The organism is Caldivirga sp. UBA161, assembly GCF_002506515.1.
Classification (GTDB): Archaea; Thermoproteota; Thermoprotei; order Thermoproteales; family Thermocladiaceae; genus Caldivirga.
In genome coordinates, this window is sequence record NZ_DAXS01000023.1 from 23,938 (window position 1) to 43,645 (window position 19,708).

The 19,708-nt window shown below is 41.7% G+C and carries 19 protein-coding genes; 8 read left to right on the forward strand and 11 right to left on the reverse strand.

What is annotated here, in order from left to right; genetic code table 11:
- Window positions 1-29: 29 nt before the first annotated feature.
- From BP896_RS03000 to proS, 3 genes are all read right to left on the reverse strand, one after another.
- Entirely contained in the window at window positions 30-1,091 is a 1,062-nt protein-coding gene (locus tag BP896_RS03000; protein ID WP_291765487.1) for a sn-glycerol-1-phosphate dehydrogenase, read from the reverse strand.
- 29 nt (window positions 1,092-1,120) lie between these two features.
- Window positions 1,121-1,246 carry a hypothetical protein gene (locus BP896_RS03005; RefSeq protein ID WP_291765489.1) on the reverse strand — a complete coding sequence of 42 codons (126 nt, stop codon included), beginning with the start codon at window positions 1,244-1,246 and terminating at the stop codon, window positions 1,121-1,123.
- Between the two features lie 337 nt (window positions 1,247-1,583).
- A complete protein-coding gene (proS, locus tag BP896_RS03010) occupies window positions 1,584-3,035 on the reverse strand; it encodes a proline--tRNA ligase (protein WP_291765525.1) in 1,452 nt (483 codons plus the stop codon).
- A 120-nt stretch (window positions 3,036-3,155) separates the two neighbouring features.
- Between proS and BP896_RS03015 the strand changes: the two genes are divergently transcribed.
- Complete coding sequence (locus tag BP896_RS03015) at window positions 3,156-4,589, forward strand: TldD/PmbA family protein (RefSeq protein ID WP_291765492.1); 1,434 nt, start codon at window positions 3,156-3,158, stop codon at window positions 4,587-4,589.
- Here BP896_RS03015 and BP896_RS03020 read toward each other — a convergent pair.
- Window positions 4,558-5,124, reverse strand: coding sequence for an XTP/dITP diphosphatase (locus tag BP896_RS03020; protein WP_349681922.1), 567 nt, complete (start codon window positions 5,122-5,124; stop codon window positions 4,558-4,560). The two genes, BP896_RS03015 and BP896_RS03020, sit on opposite strands and share 32 nt — an antisense overlap.
- Before the next feature lie 321 nt (window positions 5,125-5,445).
- On the opposite strand from BP896_RS03020, the gene BP896_RS03025 reads away from it, so the two are divergent.
- Window positions 5,446-5,733 carry a transcriptional regulator gene (locus BP896_RS03025; RefSeq protein WP_291765497.1) on the forward strand — a complete coding sequence of 96 codons (288 nt, stop codon included), beginning with the start codon at window positions 5,446-5,448 and terminating at the stop codon, window positions 5,731-5,733.
- 74 nt (window positions 5,734-5,807) lie between these two features.
- On the opposite strand, the gene BP896_RS03030 is transcribed toward BP896_RS03025, so the two are convergent.
- Window positions 5,808-6,089, reverse strand: a complete 282-nt coding sequence (locus tag BP896_RS03030) for a hypothetical protein (RefSeq protein ID WP_291765499.1) — start codon at window positions 6,087-6,089, stop codon at window positions 5,808-5,810.
- Between the two features lie 108 nt (window positions 6,090-6,197).
- Between BP896_RS03030 and BP896_RS03035 the strand changes: the two genes are divergently transcribed.
- On the forward strand, window positions 6,198-6,485 hold the full coding sequence (locus tag BP896_RS03035) for an acylphosphatase (protein ID WP_291765501.1): 288 nt from the start codon (window positions 6,198-6,200) through the stop codon (window positions 6,483-6,485).
- Here the strand turns inward: BP896_RS03035 and BP896_RS03040 are convergent.
- On the reverse strand, window positions 6,482-7,483 hold the full coding sequence (locus tag BP896_RS03040; protein ID WP_291765503.1) for a sodium:calcium antiporter: 1,002 nt from the start codon (window positions 7,481-7,483) through the stop codon (window positions 6,482-6,484). The genes BP896_RS03035 and BP896_RS03040 overlap by 4 nt on opposite strands.
- 428 nt (window positions 7,484-7,911) lie before the next feature.
- On the opposite strand from BP896_RS03040, the gene BP896_RS03045 reads away from it, so the two are divergent.
- Window positions 7,912-8,322, forward strand: coding sequence for a hypothetical protein (locus BP896_RS03045; RefSeq protein WP_291765506.1), 411 nt, complete (start codon window positions 7,912-7,914; stop codon window positions 8,320-8,322).
- On the opposite strand, the gene BP896_RS03050 is transcribed toward BP896_RS03045, so the two are convergent.
- Entirely contained in the window at window positions 8,323-9,192 is an 870-nt protein-coding gene (locus tag BP896_RS03050; RefSeq protein WP_291765508.1) for a DMT family transporter, read from the reverse strand.
- 505 nt (window positions 9,193-9,697) lie between these two features.
- Between BP896_RS03050 and BP896_RS03055 the strand changes: the two genes are divergently transcribed.
- Complete coding sequence (locus tag BP896_RS03055) at window positions 9,698-9,832, forward strand: hypothetical protein (RefSeq protein WP_291765509.1); 135 nt, start codon at window positions 9,698-9,700, stop codon at window positions 9,830-9,832.
- Between the two features lie 215 nt (window positions 9,833-10,047).
- On the opposite strand, the gene BP896_RS03060 is transcribed toward BP896_RS03055, so the two are convergent.
- The 3 genes from BP896_RS03060 to BP896_RS03070 are packed head-to-tail and all read right to left on the reverse strand — an operon-like array spanning window position 10,048 to window position 13,981.
- Window positions 10,048-13,017, reverse strand: coding sequence for a glycosyl hydrolase (locus BP896_RS03060; protein WP_291765511.1), 2,970 nt, complete (start codon window positions 13,015-13,017; stop codon window positions 10,048-10,050).
- A 34-nt stretch (window positions 13,018-13,051) separates the two neighbouring features.
- Complete coding sequence (locus tag BP896_RS03065; protein ID WP_414633179.1) at window positions 13,052-13,627, reverse strand: DUF655 domain-containing protein; 576 nt, start codon at window positions 13,625-13,627, stop codon at window positions 13,052-13,054.
- Between the two features lie 6 nt (window positions 13,628-13,633).
- Window positions 13,634-13,981: an RNA polymerase Rpb4 family protein gene (locus BP896_RS03070; protein WP_291765516.1), complete on the reverse strand. Its 348-nt coding sequence runs from the start codon at window positions 13,979-13,981 to the stop codon at window positions 13,634-13,636.
- 417 nt (window positions 13,982-14,398) lie between these two features.
- On the opposite strand from BP896_RS03070, the gene BP896_RS03075 reads away from it, so the two are divergent.
- Both BP896_RS03075 and BP896_RS03080 read left to right on the forward strand, forming a co-directional pair.
- On the forward strand, window positions 14,399-16,129 hold the full coding sequence (locus BP896_RS03075; RefSeq protein ID WP_291765517.1) for an AAA family ATPase: 1,731 nt from the start codon (window positions 14,399-14,401) through the stop codon (window positions 16,127-16,129).
- Entirely contained in the window at window positions 16,122-17,417 is a 1,296-nt protein-coding gene (locus BP896_RS03080) for a hypothetical protein (protein WP_291765519.1), read from the forward strand. Before BP896_RS03075 ends, BP896_RS03080 begins: the two co-directional genes overlap by 8 nt.
- On the opposite strand, the gene dph5 is transcribed toward BP896_RS03080, so the two are convergent.
- Window positions 17,392-18,216, reverse strand: coding sequence for a diphthine synthase (dph5, locus tag BP896_RS03085; protein ID WP_291765521.1), 825 nt, complete (start codon window positions 18,214-18,216; stop codon window positions 17,392-17,394). The two genes, BP896_RS03080 and dph5, sit on opposite strands and share 26 nt — an antisense overlap.
- A gap of 125 nt (window positions 18,217-18,341) precedes the next feature.
- On the opposite strand from dph5, the gene BP896_RS03090 reads away from it, so the two are divergent.
- Window positions 18,342-19,610 carry an MBL fold metallo-hydrolase gene (locus tag BP896_RS03090; RefSeq protein ID WP_291765523.1) on the forward strand — a complete coding sequence of 423 codons (1,269 nt, stop codon included), beginning with the start codon at window positions 18,342-18,344 and terminating at the stop codon, window positions 19,608-19,610.
- The last annotated feature ends 98 nt before the right edge of the window (window positions 19,611-19,708 follow it).

Consider the following 19,708-nt stretch of genomic DNA (forward strand, 5'->3'; position numbering starts at 1 on the left):
GCGAGGCTTTCAGTTGTAAAGGGATAAAACTACGTGATTACGCCTGTATGTTCTAATGCTGCTTCAGCAGCTTCTCTGGTTAAGCCATTTGAACCAAGTATTGTATATCTGTCGGGCCTAATCCTGTGGGCATTCATTAATGCTTCAATAACTAATTCCCTATCATATCCAAGTTCTCTAAAGCTTGTTGGTAAACCAAGCATTCTCATTATTTTCATTATCCTCCTCCAATTGGCGCCATGTAGGTACAGCATAACCACTGAACTCAAGGCAACCTGCATACCATGCATTGCCTGCTTCACCCCATATTCCCTAGCCAGTAAGTCAAGAGAATGACTAAAGAGGTGTTCAGACCCACTGCATGGCCTTGTACTACCTGCTATAGCCATTGCCACTCCACAGCCTAATAAAGCCTTAACAACAATCCTAGCCTCTTCCTCACCATGTTTAGTTAACTCGCTTACATTATTCATTACTATCATGTGGCTTGATAAGGCTAACATGGCTGCTGATTCACTGTAGTCCTCACCCCTAATCCTATAGCCAAGCCTCCAATCCATTAAAGCCACCTTCTTGCCCAGTAATTCCCCGATACCGGAGAGTAGGAAAACCCTAGGCGCCTCAGCCACAATGCCTGTATCCACTATTATTGCCAGGGGAGTTTTCTTAACCTTACCCATGCCTAACTTACTTAAATCATCCTGCATTAGGAATGAAATATATGGCGACGCTATACCATCATGGCTAGCCACGGTTGGGATTGATATTAAGTGCTTACCAAGCTTATAGGCTATAACCTTACTAACATCAATAACCCTACCCCCACCCACACCAGCTATGAAGTCAACATTAGAAAAGGCACCCATACCCTTCACCACATCACTTAATTCAATTTCATCATCACTAATTATCTGGCAATCAACGCACTGCTCGCTAACCTTAGATGCAATATGCCTACTATGAATATGACCAGTTATTATTAGGCCCCTCCTTAATCCAAGGTAAGTAAGCACTTCGGAAACCTTACTTATGGCATTAGGCCCAAAAACAACCTGCCTTGGCACCTCAAACAACTCCAAGCCCTTAACCACGAAAAGTAATAATCCTATACCCTTTATATCTATATTTCTAAACCCTCTTCCTGTTCTTTGGGTAAGGTTGATTGCTGTTTCTTAACTGCTGATACTGCATCACCTATTGCCTTCTTAACTATGTTTAATGCACTGCTTAAATCACTGTGCAGCATACTTCCGTATTCCTGAGCCTCAGCTTAATGAATTCCACCACTAGCTTAACAATAAGGCAAAAAATCCGCCGTGAATTTACTGCCCTCATTCTACACGATGTTGAATAGGTAACCTAAATAAATGGCTAATACACCAGCTCATGCAGTTCCCGGCAAGTGAATTTAAGGTTCCTATGCAATCCTTAGAAGGGCAATGCTTGCTTCTTTTACCAGGGTTGAAGCTTATATCGTGATGAGGAGGTGAGTACTCAGGTTGAATTAAATTGCTTCTCATAGCCTTAAGGTATAATGATTTAAGTAGGAAGGTTAAGGTTAGATTTTATTAAGGTGGTAAAGCTTAGTATCTCCTAGATAATCTAAGCCAATACTCAGCCTTCTTATTACTGCAGGCTGCATCATGAAGGTCACTTGGGGTATCATTGATGTCCAGCGGTATACCTAATGCATCTGATTCAGTGAGCTCCATTATTCTCTTACCGCATTCATCATCACCACTCCACGGAACCTCAACCACCCCACCTTTATTAAGTAGCGACTTAGCTTCACTTACATTACTACTTCTCTTAACGTGACTCCTTAACCACTCCCATGCTGATTTACGCATATTATCCTCTATGGTGTTCATTAATTCCTTCACAGCCTCAACAACATTACCCCTCGGTATAACATACTTCTCAAAGGTATCCCTCCTAGTTAATGTGACCACATTCTCCTTGACGTCACTTGGCCCCACCTCTAACCTAATGGGTACACCCTTAAGTTCCCAATAGTAGAACTTCCAACCTGGTGTTTTATCCCTCCTATCATCAACATGAACCCTCACGCCGGCATTAAGTAACTCACCACTCATATTCTTAACGTAGTTTAACACATCCTGATCCTCCCCATACATTATTGGTATCATTATTACTTGAATTGGGGCGTACCTTGGGGGTAGAAGTAAACCCCTATCATCCCCATTAATTGTAATCATTGATGCTATGATTCTTTCAGATATTCCATAACTGGTCGTATGTACGTAATGCATTTGCCCATCCTTACCCAGGTACTTTACATCAAATACCCTTGAGAAATTCTCACCTAGGTAATGAACAGTACCTATTTGCATGGTCTTACCATCAGGCATAATAGTATCAAAGGCTATGGTGTAAACGGCGCCAGCGAATTTATCCCATTCCGGCCTCCTACTTATTAAGTATGGTATGCACAACTCATCCATGATTTTCCTATATATGTTTACAGCCTCCTTAACCTGCCTCTCAGCATCATCCCTATCCGCATGAGCCGTGTGGGCCTCCTTAAACATTGAAATCTCCCTAAGCCTAATCATTGGGTGAGTCATCTTTGTTTCGGCGCGAAATACACTAACTATTTGATATACCCTTAGTGGTAAATCAGTGTGATCCCTTATCCAAAGCTTAAACATGGGCATCATAGCGGTCTCACTGGTTGGCCTCAATATAAGGCGCTCTTCACCACCAGTACCCTTACTAACCCAGAACACCTCACTCTCAAAGCCCCTAATATGCTCACTCTCCTTTGAGAAGAATTCATAGGGGATGAATATGGGGAATAATACCTCCTGGTGCCCTGCCTCATCATGCAGGCGTCGTATTAATGCCTCAACATTACGCCTAATTGCAACACCGTAAGGCCTCCATATGTAGGCTCCCTTAACAGGATACCTATAATCATATATCTCAGCATCCATTATTACCTTATTAAACCACTCAATGAATGATGACCACTTACTCCTCGGCCTCTCCTGAGGCCCTCTAACCACCTTCAGGTTAACTGTGGCAATACGAATCCCCGGTGGTTATTGACTCAGGTTTTATAAACATGAGCCTATTTAGCATTCAGGGAGCTAATGAGGAATAATTAAAAGCTGTAACTGAATACTGAACTTATGGAGGATGAATTAAGGAGGCTTTTAGATAAGGCCACCAGCCTAGGTGCCTCATATGCTGAGGTTAGGTATCAGGCTGATTCTGAAAGGAGCATTAGGGTTAGGAATGGTGCATTGGAGGTGTCGTCAACAGACTCAACGGAAGGGTATTCAGTTAGGGTACTTTACAATGGGGCTTGGGGCTTCTCCTCAGGGCCAAGCCCATCAATTGAGCTCGCTGAGATTGCCTTTAAGATGGCTAGGGCAGCCTCCATATTAAAGCCTAAGGGTGCCTCATTAGCCCCCAGTGAGCTAGCATCGTTAAGGTATGATGTAGTTGAGAAGGTTAAACTTAATGATGTTCAAATGGAGGATGCGGTGAAGTATCTTGTGGATTTGGATAAGGTGATTAACGTTGATAAGAGGTTATCAATTAGGATGCTTAACTTAAGCATGATGGAGACTAGGAAAACTATAATTAATAGTGAAGGCGTATTAGTGGAAAGTAGGGTTCCTAGGCTTGAATTGTTCATGGTAATTATGGCTCATGACCCAAGTAAGGGGCTTAGCCAACAGAGGAGTGAACAATATGGTGGCAGTGGTGGTTGGGAATTAACGAAGACCCTCCGCATTGAGGATGATGCCAGGAGGAATGCGGAAGCATTAGTTAAAATTATTGATAATGCGAAGCCAATTAAGAGTGAGGAGAAGCTTGATGTAGTGTTCTCACCTGAATTAGCGGGTATATTTGTACATGAATCAATAGGCCACCCCAGTGAGTTAGATAGAATAATGGGTAGGGAGGGGGCAGAGGCTGGTGAATCCTACATGAAGCCCAGTGATTTAGGGAATTTGAGGATTGGAAGTGAGCATGTTACTATAATTGATGATCCAACAATACCGAATAGTTACGGTTACTACCTAGTTGATGAGGAGGGTGTTAAAGCTAGGCCTAGGATTCTAGTTAATAAGGGGATTATTAATGAATTCCTAATGAATAGGGAGTACGCATCATACCTTGGTACACATAGCAATGCCGCAGCCAGGGCAAGTGAATTCAATAGGGAACCCATACCAAGAATGGCCAATACTTACCTAGCTCCAGGCGACTGGAAGCCTGAGGAATTAATTAGGGAGACTAAGAATGGATTATACTTCGTGTCTTACCAGGAGTGGAATATTGATGATAGGAGGTGGTTTGGTAGGTATGGTGGGTTAGAGGCGTATAGGATTATTAATGGTGAATTAAGGGAATTAGTTTTAATGCCGTACGTGGAGTTGACTACTAAGGCTCTTTGGAGCAGCGTTGATGCTGTTGCCAATGACCTATCCTTCAACGCTGGCACCTGTGGTAAGGGTAACCCAATGCAGGGCGTACCTGTGTGGTTTGGTGGCGTGACCTTTAGGGCGAAGAATATATTAGTTAAGCCCCCTGTATTGAATCAAGGATCCTAGTCAAGTAGCCTGCTAGATTATTAAAAGCCCTTGATCTATGTGATAGCTTATTCTTAAGCTCCTCACCCATCTCCGCAAATGTTAAGTCATAGCCATCAGGAATGAAGACTGGGTCATACCCAAACCCACCACTGCCCCTTGGTTCCTCACTTAACTTACCCTTAACAATACCAGTGAATAACTTAACCTCGTTATTAATACATAAGCCTACAACAGACTTAAAGTAAGCATTCCTTCCTTCCGAGCCTTGAAGAAGCCTCAGGAGGCCCCTTAACCCTATCGTCCTATAAACGTACTCAGAGTAGGGCCCAGGGAAACCATTGAGGGAATCCACGAATAAGCCATCATCCTCAACAACAAGCCAATTAATGCAATTCAACTTAAGAGCATAAGTAACAATATCCTCTAAACTATCACTCTGGATCTCAACTTTATTAACTGAATTCTCCATCACTACGTTTATGCCGTACCGTGAAAGTATTGAGCTAGCTTCCTTCACTTTATGTTGATTCCTAGTTACGAACCTCAGGGTTATCATAGCGGGTTCCTGATTCATGGGGAGGTAAGCTAACTCTCTTCTGGAGGGTTTTTCTGCTTACTGCCTCACCTAGCCTATGGCTTTTAACTTATGGGTAATGGATAATTGGGTTGCCCTACGTTTAAGGATACCTACTCATCGTGAGTATTTATCATCCTCAACATTCACCCATCAATATATACACTTTTGTGCAAATAAAATGAATAATAAGAAAAAGCTGAAATAAAGTAAAACATTAAAAGCAAAGCCACCCACACATTTGAGGAATGTGTGAGGAGGTTGGAGTAATACTTATTAATTCCCAATGCTTACTCGCTAATGCGTAGGGATAGTGCAGTAGGTGTTGCGTTAATGGTGGTTGGAGTGGTGGTAATAGTGGCTTACGGTTGGTTAGTCTTCGCTACCCCATGGTGGCGTATAGTTCTTCAATTAACAGGCTTTGTAGCAATTGCTGCAGTATTCGGTATATTAGCGTGGATAGGGTATGCGTTAGCAACCACACCTCCACCAAAGCCCATTGAGGAGATTGAGAAGGAGATTCAGGAAGAGTTGCAGAAGCTTCAGGAGGAAGAGAAGAAGCAGGAGGGTAATAAGGAATCATCTTAACGTTAATGCAGCTTAGTAATATATTAAAATAAAAACATAAATATTCATCATCACTGCGGTAATGATTATACTAATTATTGTAATAGTTTTAAATCACTAATACCAATTATAACCTCGTCCACATAATCCGATATAAGCACAAGGGTGTGTATGGACTTATCGCCAATCATTAAATCAGCATGGCTATAATTAGCCTTAATTAATGAGCAGCATGATTCAATAGTGACCTCACCCTCAATTGTTAAACCTAATTCAACGGCAATATGCCTAGGTAAAACAGTATGAAGGGAACCATTGGCTTCACCACTAGCTACTATGCTTAATCCATTCCTCTTATTCATTATCTTGACGATCATTACAGTTAAGGGCTATAACTGGTTTATTTAACTTAGCTTACTATGAATTTAAACATGAGGTAATAGTTTTAAGTGTATTATTAATTAAACCTAAACTGGGGGTTTATAATGGGGAGTAAGGTTAAGTTAAGGATAATTGTTAAGGGCATCGTACAGGGGGTGGGTTTTAGGTCATTCATTAGGCGTTATGCCACTGCCCTTGGCTTAACAGGTTACGTTAGGAATCTACCTGATGGTGAGTCTGTTGAAATAGTGGTTAGTGGGCCGGAGGATCGTGTAAATGAATTAATCAAGCTAGCTAAGAGGGGTCCACCTGCCGCTGTTATTAATAATGTGGAGGTGGAGCCTTATAATGGGGTTGAGGATTTCACAGATTTCTCAATAAGGTATGATTAAGCTAAGTGAAACACCAGTATTATGTAAGATGCATAACCTATTAAACCCAGTACCGCTACGTCCAGGGTTAATCTCCTCCTCACTATGTGGTAAATTATTATGACTGAAATAGCCTCAACTACAGCCACGCTTAATAATGCACCTAAGGTTAACCTCCAATGAGTTAGAAGTAGGCCTAACGCTGGGTATATTGTTGAGTAAAGGACCTTCTCACCAACTAACGCCGCCACAGCCATGGTGTCCCTATTCCTAAGCACCCATATTACTGCAATTATTGATTCAGGTAAAATGGTGGCTAAGGGAACAATAACTATTGTTAATGATAAGGCATTAATAGAGAGTAAAATGGAAGCTTCATTAATGGCGTAAACCATTAACCTTGATCCAACTATTAAGATCACTAGGGCTAAAGCTGCCTGAGTAAAGGCTAAGGCGAGTTTACGCCCATTTATACTAATGATTAGCGATAAGTAAGGCTCCTCATAATCCTCAATGGTTAATCCCTGAAAGGAGTACATTACCCTAACGTAAATTAAGTAAGTTAAAATAAGTAGTGAGGCTACAATGTACTTCACAATAATACTACTTATTATGGCTGGCAGCAGTATGGTTGGGTAAAGCGCAGTGAAGAGTATGTAAGGTATTATTAATTCCTTATTAACCTCAAGCACCATATCATCCCTAACCCCCAATAATTTACCTATGATTACGAAGAGGAAGAGGAAGGGGAAAACGATTGTAGAAACCATGAAGGGTTCACCCATTACTGTCCCAATTCCAATATCCTGCCCAGATTCACCACCTAGGTAAAGAGCCACTGCAAACACTATTAATTCAGGCATTGAAGTTAAGATGGGTGATATAATTGCCCCAATGAATGATTCACCAATCCTAGACCTCCCACCTATGTACTCTAAGGCATTGGTGATCAGTAAACCACCAGTAAAGGTTAAGGCCACTCCAATGATAATTAACGTAATTAAGTTTACTATACCCATTCATTAAGGCAAATTACCCAGCATTATTTAAACTAAACCTAAATGATGAATTACACCCTAAGGAGCTTCTTGCTTCATCTTGCCTTAAGGTGTATTGGGTGGGGTTTATGGGTTGTTGATTTGAATACCTTATCCTCTTTGTTTAGGGTTAATTCGCTTATGATGTAATTTAAGCTAACTCAGTTATTTCTCATGCTAATTAAAGGAATGATTGCATTAAAGAGGATTAATGAATTACACCCACATATTAAGTAATTAAATGAAGTTAAAGAATAAAGAGTACAACTACTAATCCGCGAAGGCTACATAACCCATAAAGTTGAAGAATTTTAAGTACATCATATTAAGAGTGGAGTGCATTAAATGAGGTTCGTAACGCATCTGTGAATTACCCAATTTTTATTAAACCCCTAGGCCATAGCTTAGTCATGGCTATTAATCCCTGGGATATTGCCTCAGAATACGTGAATTCACTTAATGAATTAAAACCATTATTAGTTATAATGTATGGATTATGGGTTACTGGTGAAGCGTTTTTAATGGAGCCTAAACCACCCATAGACTTAATAATAATTGCCGATAATGCACCAGTGGGCTTTAGGGAGGAGAGTATGAATGGCCTAAGAATTAAGGCCAGGTTCCTCACACCTGAATCATCACTAAGCATGGTTAAGCAGTGTGATGAAGAGTTGATTAATGCAGTCTACTCTGGTACATTTGTGGTGAAGGATGAGGAATTCTATAAGCGCCTTGAGGACGCTTTAAATGAACAGATTAGGGAAGGTAAATTAACGTGGGATAGTAAGAGGGGCCTTTGGGTTAAGGCATCATCAATTTAATTAACTGGACCTAACAACCATAAGTAAACCAATAATCGTAACCACAGTGCCCACAGCCTCAAAAACCGTTATACTTGATTTAACGATTAATGCACTGAAGTAGAGGGCTAGTATTGGTGTTAAGAGTAGTATTGAGGATACTGTACTCGGCCTCTCACTGGCAATCGCCTTAAACCAAAGTATGAAGCCTAGTATTTGAGCATCAAGCACCACTAGGAGAATAAGTAAAGCGCCCTTAAGGGTTAATGATAATGTGGGATCAATGGGTAAGGCCAATGCAGTTACCGGTATTGATAACACTGATGATGATGCATTAGCCACCAAAGAGTCAACATCCCTAAACCACATTGAATAGAGTATTGTCCCAAGGCCCCATAGTAAACCAGCCATCAAACCAACAATCACCCCAAGGCCAATGGATACTGAATTCAGGGAAGCCACAGCGACCCCCACGAAACCCAGTAAAACACCCCCAATCCTAGTTAAGCTTAACCTACGTTTAAGTATCAGCCACTCAAAGATAGCCACAAAGAGGGGCTGGGTATATATCATTAATGCAGCTAAACCTGGATTAGGAGAGTAGAGTATTGATATATTTATAAGAACAAGGAAAAGCCCCATGTTAAGTACTGACACTATGAGCATCTTAGAATTCACTATAAGCCTTCTGGCTAAAGGATACATGAGCAATGAGGCAGCACCCACCCTAATCACTGAAATAACCATAGGCGAAGCATAAGCTTCAGCTAACCTCGTAAGTGGATACGCAATACCCCACACTAAGGCTAATGCAATAGAGTAAATTAAACCACTACTCAGCCTACTCATCTCCCTTGCACTAAATAGGCTACACTTTAAACTTAACCTCACAACCTTCCCACTTAACACTAAGTTAAGCAACTAGCCGTAAAACGCTGAATTAAAGAAAGAAACCTAATTAACTAAAAACACATAAGTATCCATGAAGTAAATTAAGCGTCAACAAATAAGACACTAAAATAAGCAAATTTACAAAGGATAAACATTACCTCGACTCTAGCGCTCCAAACTCCAATGAGGAGAAAGAAGCCACTACTAATAACAATTATCCCACATTATCCTGTATTAATATTATCACTACTCTGGCGTCCCAAAACTATGGTAATTAATGCAGTGCATTCAAGGATCCTAAGTCAAGGAAGGATTGTTTAAATTAAACTTGGGTTGGTTTTTTAACCTTCACTTACTCATTAATAATGCTTAAGAAGTACTTACCTAAGCCCATGGATTAGACTCATATTGGGGTTAGTTCTTTTGAACCCATGTTAAGAGTTGTTTAGAATTTTCTTAATAAGGCATTGCTAGGAATTCTACTGCTGGTGGCTCCTTGTCTTGAATGGCGGGGGTTCTGTTCCTGGAGCTTACATTATTTATACAGTACCCACTGCCGGCATTTGGGTGGGCTGGGGCTCATTGGCTATTAGGTTCACCGCACACCAACACTACAATAACATCCAACATTGAAGATTAAAACCCACCCACCTAAAGGAAGGGCTAAGTCTCCTAATTGAATTGTGAAGTTTTCTAGGCATTATTAGCATAAATTACTGAGACTTGAGTTTAATGAATTACTGAAAGGTGATTCCATATAAAAGTAGGTTAGTGAAATAATGAGCTTGGTAATACATTAAATAAATTAAAGGGAGTTAATCAATGAAGACTTAAGCCACTCCTGGCATTAAGATTCTATGTTATGCGGTAAAGTGTGAGCTTAGCGTCCTCTAGGCCGAAGGGCCTTAACACGTATTCATCAGTCCACGACTCATTAATAACGTAGAAGGTTTCAGGCCCAACGAAGGTTAAGTCACCCCTCCTATGAAGTGGGCCAAGGGTATTGCCCAGTGTTCCAACTAGTGTTACCTTAATTTCATTATTTCCAGGCTTAACGTACTTAGTTACATCCACGCTACTAACCCTTTGAATTACCTTGGCTGCCTCATTACCATTCACGTACACTATGGCTAATGCCGCATTGAAGTTGAGCGCTAACTCAACCTTATTGAATCCTCCATTAATATTCACTACCCTAGTTAATTCAATCACACCACTGTAGAATGGGTAACCCTGCTTAGTTAAGTCCCCTAAGCCACCTACTGGCTGCTCCCTGCGGATTATTGATTGACCCCTTGGCTTAGCCTCCACTGCGAATTCACCAAGCATGTAAAGTGGTTCTAAGTCAGGTTCCAGCCCCATAATACCTTCAATCTCAATAACGTTAACCCCCTCCTTAATTAAGCCTGCTACATCATAGACCTTGAAGTTCCAGTCAAGCCAAGTCCCCTTCGGCTTACTTAAATCTAATTCACTACCATTAACCTTAATGCTCCTTAAATAATTATCCTCAACAACTAGGCTTAACTCGCCCTGAAGCTTCTCGGCAACATTAACCTCAAACCTAATTGAGTAGGGTGAACCAATACCGAGGTTAAGTATAGTTTCCTTAACCTTGGGTATGGGCATTGGTTCACTCCAATCATTCCCAATCCTAACTCTTGCGTAATCTAGAACTAGGACATTTGGATTAAGCCTACGCATAACCCAACCACTACTTAACTTAACCTCACCAACCTTAACGTAGTTAACACTCCGTTCAGCCACTGGTTCACCTGGCTTAAGTACAAGTAGCCTTGATTCAACTGGATTAAGGTTAACCTTAACCCATGTCCACCCATTCCTTAACGATGCTGGGTAATCACTGATATTGCCTGTTAAGGGATCCCAATCCTCAACCTTGAATGAACCCTTAAAACCAACCTCAACATAATGCCCCTTAACCCTACTTGTATTAGCCATAAAGGCCACGAGTGAATCACCTACTCTCCTAACATGCGTTAATACGTCACCGCTATTATCACTCGGGCTATTAATAATGATGCTCCTCTCAACATTACTTAGGGCATCATTAAGCTTACCCGCATTATCAATGACCTTAACCCTACTGAGGAAATCATTAATACTAGGTGATTCAACGCCATCAATCATTGTTGGGAGAGGCTTAATGGCTATTACTAATCCACCATTATCAATGAACCTCCTGAGGAGGCTAATGGTACTGTTGGCTATCGTGTAGCTCGGCGGTATTACCACCACCCTATACCTTGCTCTACCTATGGTTAACTCACCCTTATCCACATTACCGTACTTAGCCATTATTAACTCATCACCAAGCTCAAAGTCGACATGTATCCTAGCGAACTCCTTAAGAACATTCATTAATGATTCATTAATGGTAATTGCCTCAGACTCATTAACTGGACTGTAGGTTGCCCAAACACTACCCATTGGATGCAGGACTAATACATCCACTAACCTAACCCCCTGTGAGAGTACGTAACTGAGCCTGGCGAAGTAATCCTCAATAACCCTATTATAGGGCCACCATGGTTGGCTCCAGTGTATTGTTAACCCATAGTCAGCCTTCCTTCTACCCCTCAGGGAGTAGGGGACCAGGTGGTGATTAAGTAGGTTAACTCCTAGGGCGTATAGGAAGTCCCCAATCCATTTCCTATCCTCGAAGGTTGGGTGATGCCCAGTGGCACCGTAGGTTTCACTCAATACCCTCTCCTTACCTAATTGATTAGCAACACTGGCCACTTGCTTAACCGTTAGGTACATGTCCCATGTCCTTAAGCCTAGGTGATCCATACCAGGAACATGCATGTACTCATAGTGAGGCATAACAGCCCCAACCACTAATTGAGAAAGTAGGGTATCCTCCATTAGGTAATGCCCAGTGAACCTTAAGCCATTAGCCTCACACCACTCATAAATCCTCCTACTGAAGCTCTCAACGAAGAGCATGGTTAATGCCCTCCAGTAATCGTACCTAGTTTTATTGTATGAACCAATGTTGAAGAATAATTCAGGCAACTTATCAACTATGTCGTAGCCATTAACCCTCCTAAAGTACTCGGGGAAAACATCACTCCAAGGTAAGGCGAACTGGGGGAAGGGGGCACCCCTCATTGGTGTTAATCGACTCCTCCTAGGCGGCCTTGATGATGTTAAGTTAGGCTCATCAGTGAATATGCCTGGTACAACCTTACCCACGTAATCCCTAAGAGCCTCCACGTGGGGCTTATAGGCTATTTCAATGAACTTATCCACAGTACTTGGATTAAGTAAGTCAACATAACTAAAGCCACTGTACCATGGATCCCCAGGGGATGCAACATGCCTAATGAAGCTTAAGTACACGTAGCCATCTTCAGCCTCACCTTCATCAACCCTCCTACACTCCCTTGGAATTAAGCCATCCCCTGAGGTGCATTTGAATACAGCCACTACGTCACTTCCCTTAAATGGCGTAGTGTTGATTAACATTACTATTGACTTAGCCCTATGCTCAGGTCCAAGGGCTGGCACATGACCACCAGCGAAGCCTGAGGGCCACCTATCCTCATCGTAAAGCCAAATAAATCCACCCTCCCTTGAAGCAGCCTCCACGGTAACCTTAAGGGCCTTAAACCATTCACTGCTTAAGAATGGGGTTAATAAACCCTCCCTAGCGTGAAAGAACCCGCCCCCGAATCCACCATTAATGAGGAGCCTTAATTGCCTAACTAATTCATCACTGCTTAACTTATCGTTTATTGACCAAAACGGCACACCCCTAAACCATGTTGGTGGATTCTTAAACTCAGGCTCATTAAGCATAAGCCTAACTGCTAATACTCAGCTTTTAAAGTATCTATGGTGGGGGTGGGGCTGTGAAGACGTAGTATTGCTCATTCCCCTGAAGCTCCCTTATAACCCTCTCAATAATAAGCCTCTGCACATTAATTCCAATCCTATTCTTAAAGTCATCGAAACTCTCAAAGGGCTTCTTAACCCTCTCCTCAAGCACCTGATTAAGGGTCTTCTTACCAATACCCTTAAGTAACTCAAGGCTATGTAGCTTAAGTGTGAGTGGCCCAGCCTTATTAATCCAATCAATGAAGAACTTCTCCCTAGCCTTAATAATCTTCTCAACTATAGCCTCAAGCTCCTGCTTAGCCTGGGGTGTTAATTCATCATACTTAAGCCTCCTAACAATCTTATTAACCTTATCCCTAACCCCATTACCAATGTAAACCCTCTCCCCAACCTCCACTGTGGCCTCATGCTTAAGCGTAACCTCAAGGAGCGTGAAGTACTCCTCTCCAATAACCTGTAGGTAAGTATCCCTCCTTGGGAAACCCCTCCTAATAATCTCAGCCTCCTTCATTAAGGCCTCCTCAGGCGGTATTATATCTAGGACGTAGGCGTAATCCTCCTTCCTAACCACCATTAATCACCCTGACTTAGCCCTATAGGAGTTAAGGAGGTCCACAATCTCCTTAAGATCCTCCTCCTTAAAGGGCCTCTTCTCAACACTTATTATCGCCTGAAGCTCCTCAGGAGTTGAAGGCATAATGTTAACCACTTGAATAGCAGTAATCCTAGCTAAACCATACTTACCCGTTAACTCCTTAATAAGGGCCTCAGCATCCTCAGGCCTAACCTTCCTATACCTCCTAAGGTAATCTAAGGTAATGTTTATTACCTGTGACTCTAAGCCGTACTTAGTCACAATATCCTCAAGTAACCTAAGCGCCTCCGGGTTACTTACATCAACGTAATCCTTAACTTTCCTAACCACATGAGTTTACCAGAATAATGTTTATAAAGATTATTACTAAGCAGCATGACCCATAAAGAGGCATTAAAGCATTCTTAACATCATTTACTGAACCCTGTAGAATAAGCACCCTGGCTCTAACATCATTATACCAATCCTAACCCGATGAAATGCATTAACATGTAGGAAGTACGCCCCATCCATGCTGCTCCACTTAATTTGAGCTCAGCCTTATCCAGTAGGCTTACAGCCCACTAAAGGGCTAGGAGGGGAATCACTTGATTTCTTCATCTACTACATTGCATTAGCGCCTCAATTATTAATTCAGGTAGGGGCTTAATATGTCCACTCCTAGCCATTTAAAACTAAGTTTCCTTTAACGATAGCCNNCCTTTAAAGCATTAGGTAGGCATTAATATAGTGTATGGAGGCTGGTTAATGTACAGAGAGCCCTTCACGGAGTTAGCTGACTTAAGGAAATTACTCAACTGGTTAAGGAAACTTAATGGAGACTCCTCACCTAATATATGTGTTTTCTCAGGTACTGGTAGGCATTGGTTTTGGTCGCTTAAATATTCCATGCAGGGTGAGAGGGGTTATACGGTATGGGGGGATAGTTTAAGGAGTTCCTCAAGGGGTATTGATGAATTAACTGGTATTCCCTTTTCAGCATTGGTTAAACGGTATAGGGATGGGTTAATTGATAGCCGCTTCAAGATTAAGAACCTTAACAGCATTAAGCCTTTACTTGGATTATTCTACATAAGTGATTTAGGCTATGTTGGGTTTGGGCTAATCACTGATGTTGACTTTGACGTATATAGGAACTTCAAGTACTGGATAGAGGATGAGGATAGGCGTTGGTTAATTAGGTGGAGGATGAGGGTATTGTGGATTGATGACTCAATCCGCAGCCTACTGCTGAAGCATAATGATTATGGGGAATTTGAAAAAGAGTTAAGCAGGGTTAAGGATGAATTAACTATTAATAAGATTCTAAGAGATTTAAAAATATTAACAATAACCAATAATTGCCTTAATAATGAGAAGAGTAACTTAACTTGGAGTAGGATTAAGGAGTTATTAAATGATGATGCCGTTGATGCCATGGTTAAATTCTATGAAGAATCTACCATGTTTAAGCAATTCCCCCCAGGTACTCAATTACCTGGAGGATTCAATAAGGGATTAATCAGTGAAGTATTAAGTGAAATTAAAGGGAAGCTGCATGGGGTTGATGAAGCGTTATTACGTAGATTCATTGTGAGTGCCCTGCTGGGTAACGTCATGTTGGTTGGCCCACCAGGCATGGGTAAGACCACGTTAGCTGAGTTACTGGCTAAGGTGATTTCAGGGAGTAAAGGATACATGATTAAGACAGCTAACTCCCTCTGGTTTAGAAGAGATGTAATTGGGGGTGAAACCATTGAGAATGGTACCGTTAAGTGGGTTTCAGGTTTTCTAATTAAGGCATTTAATAAGGCTGCAGAGGGGCTGGGGGCTTCACCCTTCTTCCTAATAATAGATGAATTGAATAGGGCTGATGTTGATAAGGCCTTCGGTGAATTCTTTACAATATTCCGGTCCCCTAATCCAGAGGATTGGGAATTACCCAGTGAGTTAATTAATGAGGTTAGGGAATGGGTTAATGGTAATAAGGCTGATGAAGAGGCCGGTGAATTCATACGGAATTATGATAAGTATGGGGATGAAGCCTTAAGGAAATTAAGGGTAATAGCGGTAATTAATGCAGTTGACTTAAGGAACCTATTCCTAATCGGCAATGCCCTAGTTAGGAGGTTCCAGGTGATTGAAGTTAAATGCCCATCCAATACTACTGATGTTGAAGGTATAGTTAATACATTGAAGCTTAACATCCCCATTAAGGCATTTGGCAGTATAATTAATTACATAAGGTACCTTAGGAGTGATAGTAAATTAAGTAGGCAGGTTTGCGTATCAACTGGTGCTGTTTTAAATGCACTACATGTAGTCAATGGAATGATGCAGGTGGGTGAATTAAATCCAAGTGATGAACAAGCACTTTTAATAGAATTCAATGAGGCTTTAAAGTCATCCCTAGGTGTGGTGAGCACTAGGGTTCTTCATAAGATTGATGAACGCTTAGAGGAATTTCGAAGGCAGAATAAGGTGAATAACAATGAGTAGGCGGAGGAGGCTCAGGCTGAGGAACTTAGCGCACTTAGTTAGTAAATACTACTTATCCTCATACGCCGGTGTTAAGGAGCTTATTGGGTTGGAGAATGGTGTTAAGGTTGATGAATTAACTAGGGCATATGTTAGGTTAATGATTGCGTCACTAGCCTTAAGGATGCTTAACCACTCCATTAATTCCGCCCTTAAGGACATGCTCACGTATAGGGAATTCAGTATTAAGCAGGATAATGAGGTGCTTGGTTCATTAAGTGTACCACACACTATTGCAACATACCCAATGGGCCTCTACTCCTACATCACCTACCTACCCAGCTTGAAGGCTCCAGAATACATGTTACTTAGGGAAATCTCAATTAAGGTGATTAAGAGGGTTGGGTTAACCATAGGTGAGTTAAGTAGGATAATACTAAGCCTTAACACTAATGATGAATTAGCATTGGAATTAAAGAGGGGGCTAGGTAGGTTAAATAGGCTGCTTAAAGTATTGAAGCCTAAGGTATTTCCATTACCTAAAGCTAACTATGGGGTCACCATTAGTGAGGAGTATGGTAAACTTTCATTAAGTGCACCCGAATGGTTAAGGATCGCCCATGAATCGCTAACCCTAACCAAGTACCTACGCAGCGGCGTTTACGTAGGGCGTAGTAGAATTAGGGGTGGTAATGCGTTAGTCTTATTATCATGGAGGCTATATGAGATACTGGTGTACGCACTGCTGAATGCCGCTTTAAGGAGAATGGGGTATATTAAGGGTACTGGCTCATTTTACGTTAATCCAATTACAGGTGATTCAGTGCAATTAATGTTTAATAAACCAATCAGCATGGGTATTATTAATAGGATTGATGAATTAACAGGGGAAGTCAATGAGGAGGCTGTTAGGCGTATTGTAGGGAAGCCTGACGTATATGTGAGGAATAGGCGCAGCGTGGTGCTTGAATGCAAGTTCTCAACTAACCTAAGCTACATAACTGCTGGGCGGTTTAAAGTCATGGCCTACATGTATGAGCATAATGTGGATACAGGGATATTAATCTTCCCAGGCCTCAATAAAGGAACAATGTTCGATGATGAGGATGAGGCAACCTCAAGGCTCTATGATCTACTATTAAGTAGGCGAAGTAGGTACATTAATTTAAGATTTAATGATGGTAAATCAATGTACCTACTGGTAATTGATCCAGGTGAATTCAATAACCCTGAATTAGCCTGGTCCACTGCGTTAATAAGGGTTAGTGAGGTTTTAAGTGAGGCTATGGGTTCCTTAAAAACAACTTAACCTGCTTAACATGCCTCCTAAGTAGGTCATCGTCAGCACCATGGATTAATTTAAGGAACTCCGATTCAACTGGATTAAGTAGGCCAGGCACTATTATTACACTGGGTGGGCTTAGGTTCGGTGGCCTTACCACTGGGGTAACCTTAATAACTTGATTAACCCAACCCACCCTAGATTCGAAGACTGCTGCTAAATCATCATTGATTAAACCTAACTTAACCTCATCCTCAATCCTAGTTAATACTTCAACAGCTTCCTTAACACTCATGAATCCACCATCATCCTTAATATCAAGGAGTAGAAGCGTGTGGAGCCCATTACTTAGGTTACTTAAAAGCGTGTCATAAGCCCTCCTACTCAACACCCCACCTCTCTCGTACGTCACCGTGGCCACTGGGCCAAGCTTATACGGTGATAAACCTGCCTGACTCACCGCTGAGCACACTATGCTAATGCCGTTAATTACCTTAACCCTGAAGCCCATTTCAACTGCAGTAACCAGTAATGCCGAGTGAGTTGTGGCTAACATTGGGTCACCCACTGTGACTAAGGCAGCAGAGCCATGCTCCTTAATAGCCTTAATTAAGGCGCCGCCACTCCCCTCCTCCAATTCCCGCCTATTAACCAGTATCACAGGCTTACCTATTATCTTAGTTAAGTATTCACTTGGCTTAACTTCAAACATTGATGTATACTCCTCAACGAACACTGCACCAACACCCCTAAGTACATCAATAGCCTCTTGAGTTATTTGACCAGGTGCAAGTCCAATACCCACAATGTAAAGTGTACCATTCATGGTATTTAATTCAGCTCAATTAGGCTTAATATGCTTAAATTACGCATTCACCATGGTTTAAAGCTGGGAAGCAGCGAAAGGTTAATATTATTGATTCTCAGGCTTGTTTAAGGTTGGTTTAACCAATGGTTACTGTTGAGGTTCTTGGTGGAGGCGGTGAGGTAGGTAGGATGGCTATTCTAGTTAAGGGTTCAAGAAACTCAATACTACTCGACTATGGGGTTAACTTCGATGATGAGGGTAAGCCAGTTTTCCCACTACACGTTAGGCCAAGGGACCTTTCAGCAGTGGTGCTTAGCCACGCCCACCTGGATCACTGTGGGGCATTGCCTGGATTATACATTAGCGCATCACCACCACTCTACGCAACCCCTCTAACCGCCGAGTTGGCTGAAATAATGTTCAAGGACACCGTTAAGTTAAGCGGCTATTACCTACCCTATGAAGATGAGGAGGTTAGGAATACCTTAAGGAGGGTTAATCCAGTTAACTTCGGCGACACGATTAACTTAAATGGTGACTCATTAACATTCCTGAACGCCGGCCATGTACCAGGTAGCATTATGACGCTACTAAACATTGATGGCTCCAGGATACTCTTCACTGGGGATTTCAACCTCTCGCAATCCAATCTACTTAATGGGGCTGACATCTACTCAATACCCAGGGACATTGATTTAGTAATAATGGAGGCAACATATGCTGGCGGCACGCATCCACTTAGGGAGAAGCTTGAGGAGGAGTTCATTAATGCTGTTAAAACCACATTGGATGAAGGCGGCTCAGTCTTAATACCAAGCTTCACCATTGGTAGAACGCAGGAGCTACTCCTCACCTTAATTAAACACAACATCACTGATGTACCAATATACGTTGATGGCTTAGCCAGGATAGCTAATAGGATAATAAGTAAATATCCTCAATTCCTAAGGGACCCTAACCTATACGCTAAGGCATTGGCGTATAGTAATGAAATAATGGGTAATTACTACAGGAAGAATGCACTAAAGGATCAAGCAATAATAATAACGCCAGCCGGCATGCTTAAGGGTGGTGCAGCAGTATACTACCTTAAGAGGCTTGGGGGCGATAGGAGGAATGCACTAATACTACCTAGTTACCAAGCCCCAGACTCACCAGGATACGAATTATTAACCAAGGGGGTGGCTAAGATTGATAATGAGGAAATCAAGGTTAACGCTAAGGTTTACTGGTTCGACTTCTCTGCACATAGTGGACTAGAGGAGTTAATTAACTTCATTAATTACTTTAAGGACGAAACCAATGTACTAATAGTCCATTCAAGCCCAAGAAATGCGCTAAAACTTAGCGAATACTTAGAGGAGAGGAACATTCATGTAGCATTAACAACAGGTGAAGCAATCGAACTATAAATCAATAATAGAAAAATCAGAGTCAGAGGTTTAATGAAGAGAAGAAATAATATTTTAATTTTAAAATTAAAAATCCTACGCTTACCTCCTCCTTAATG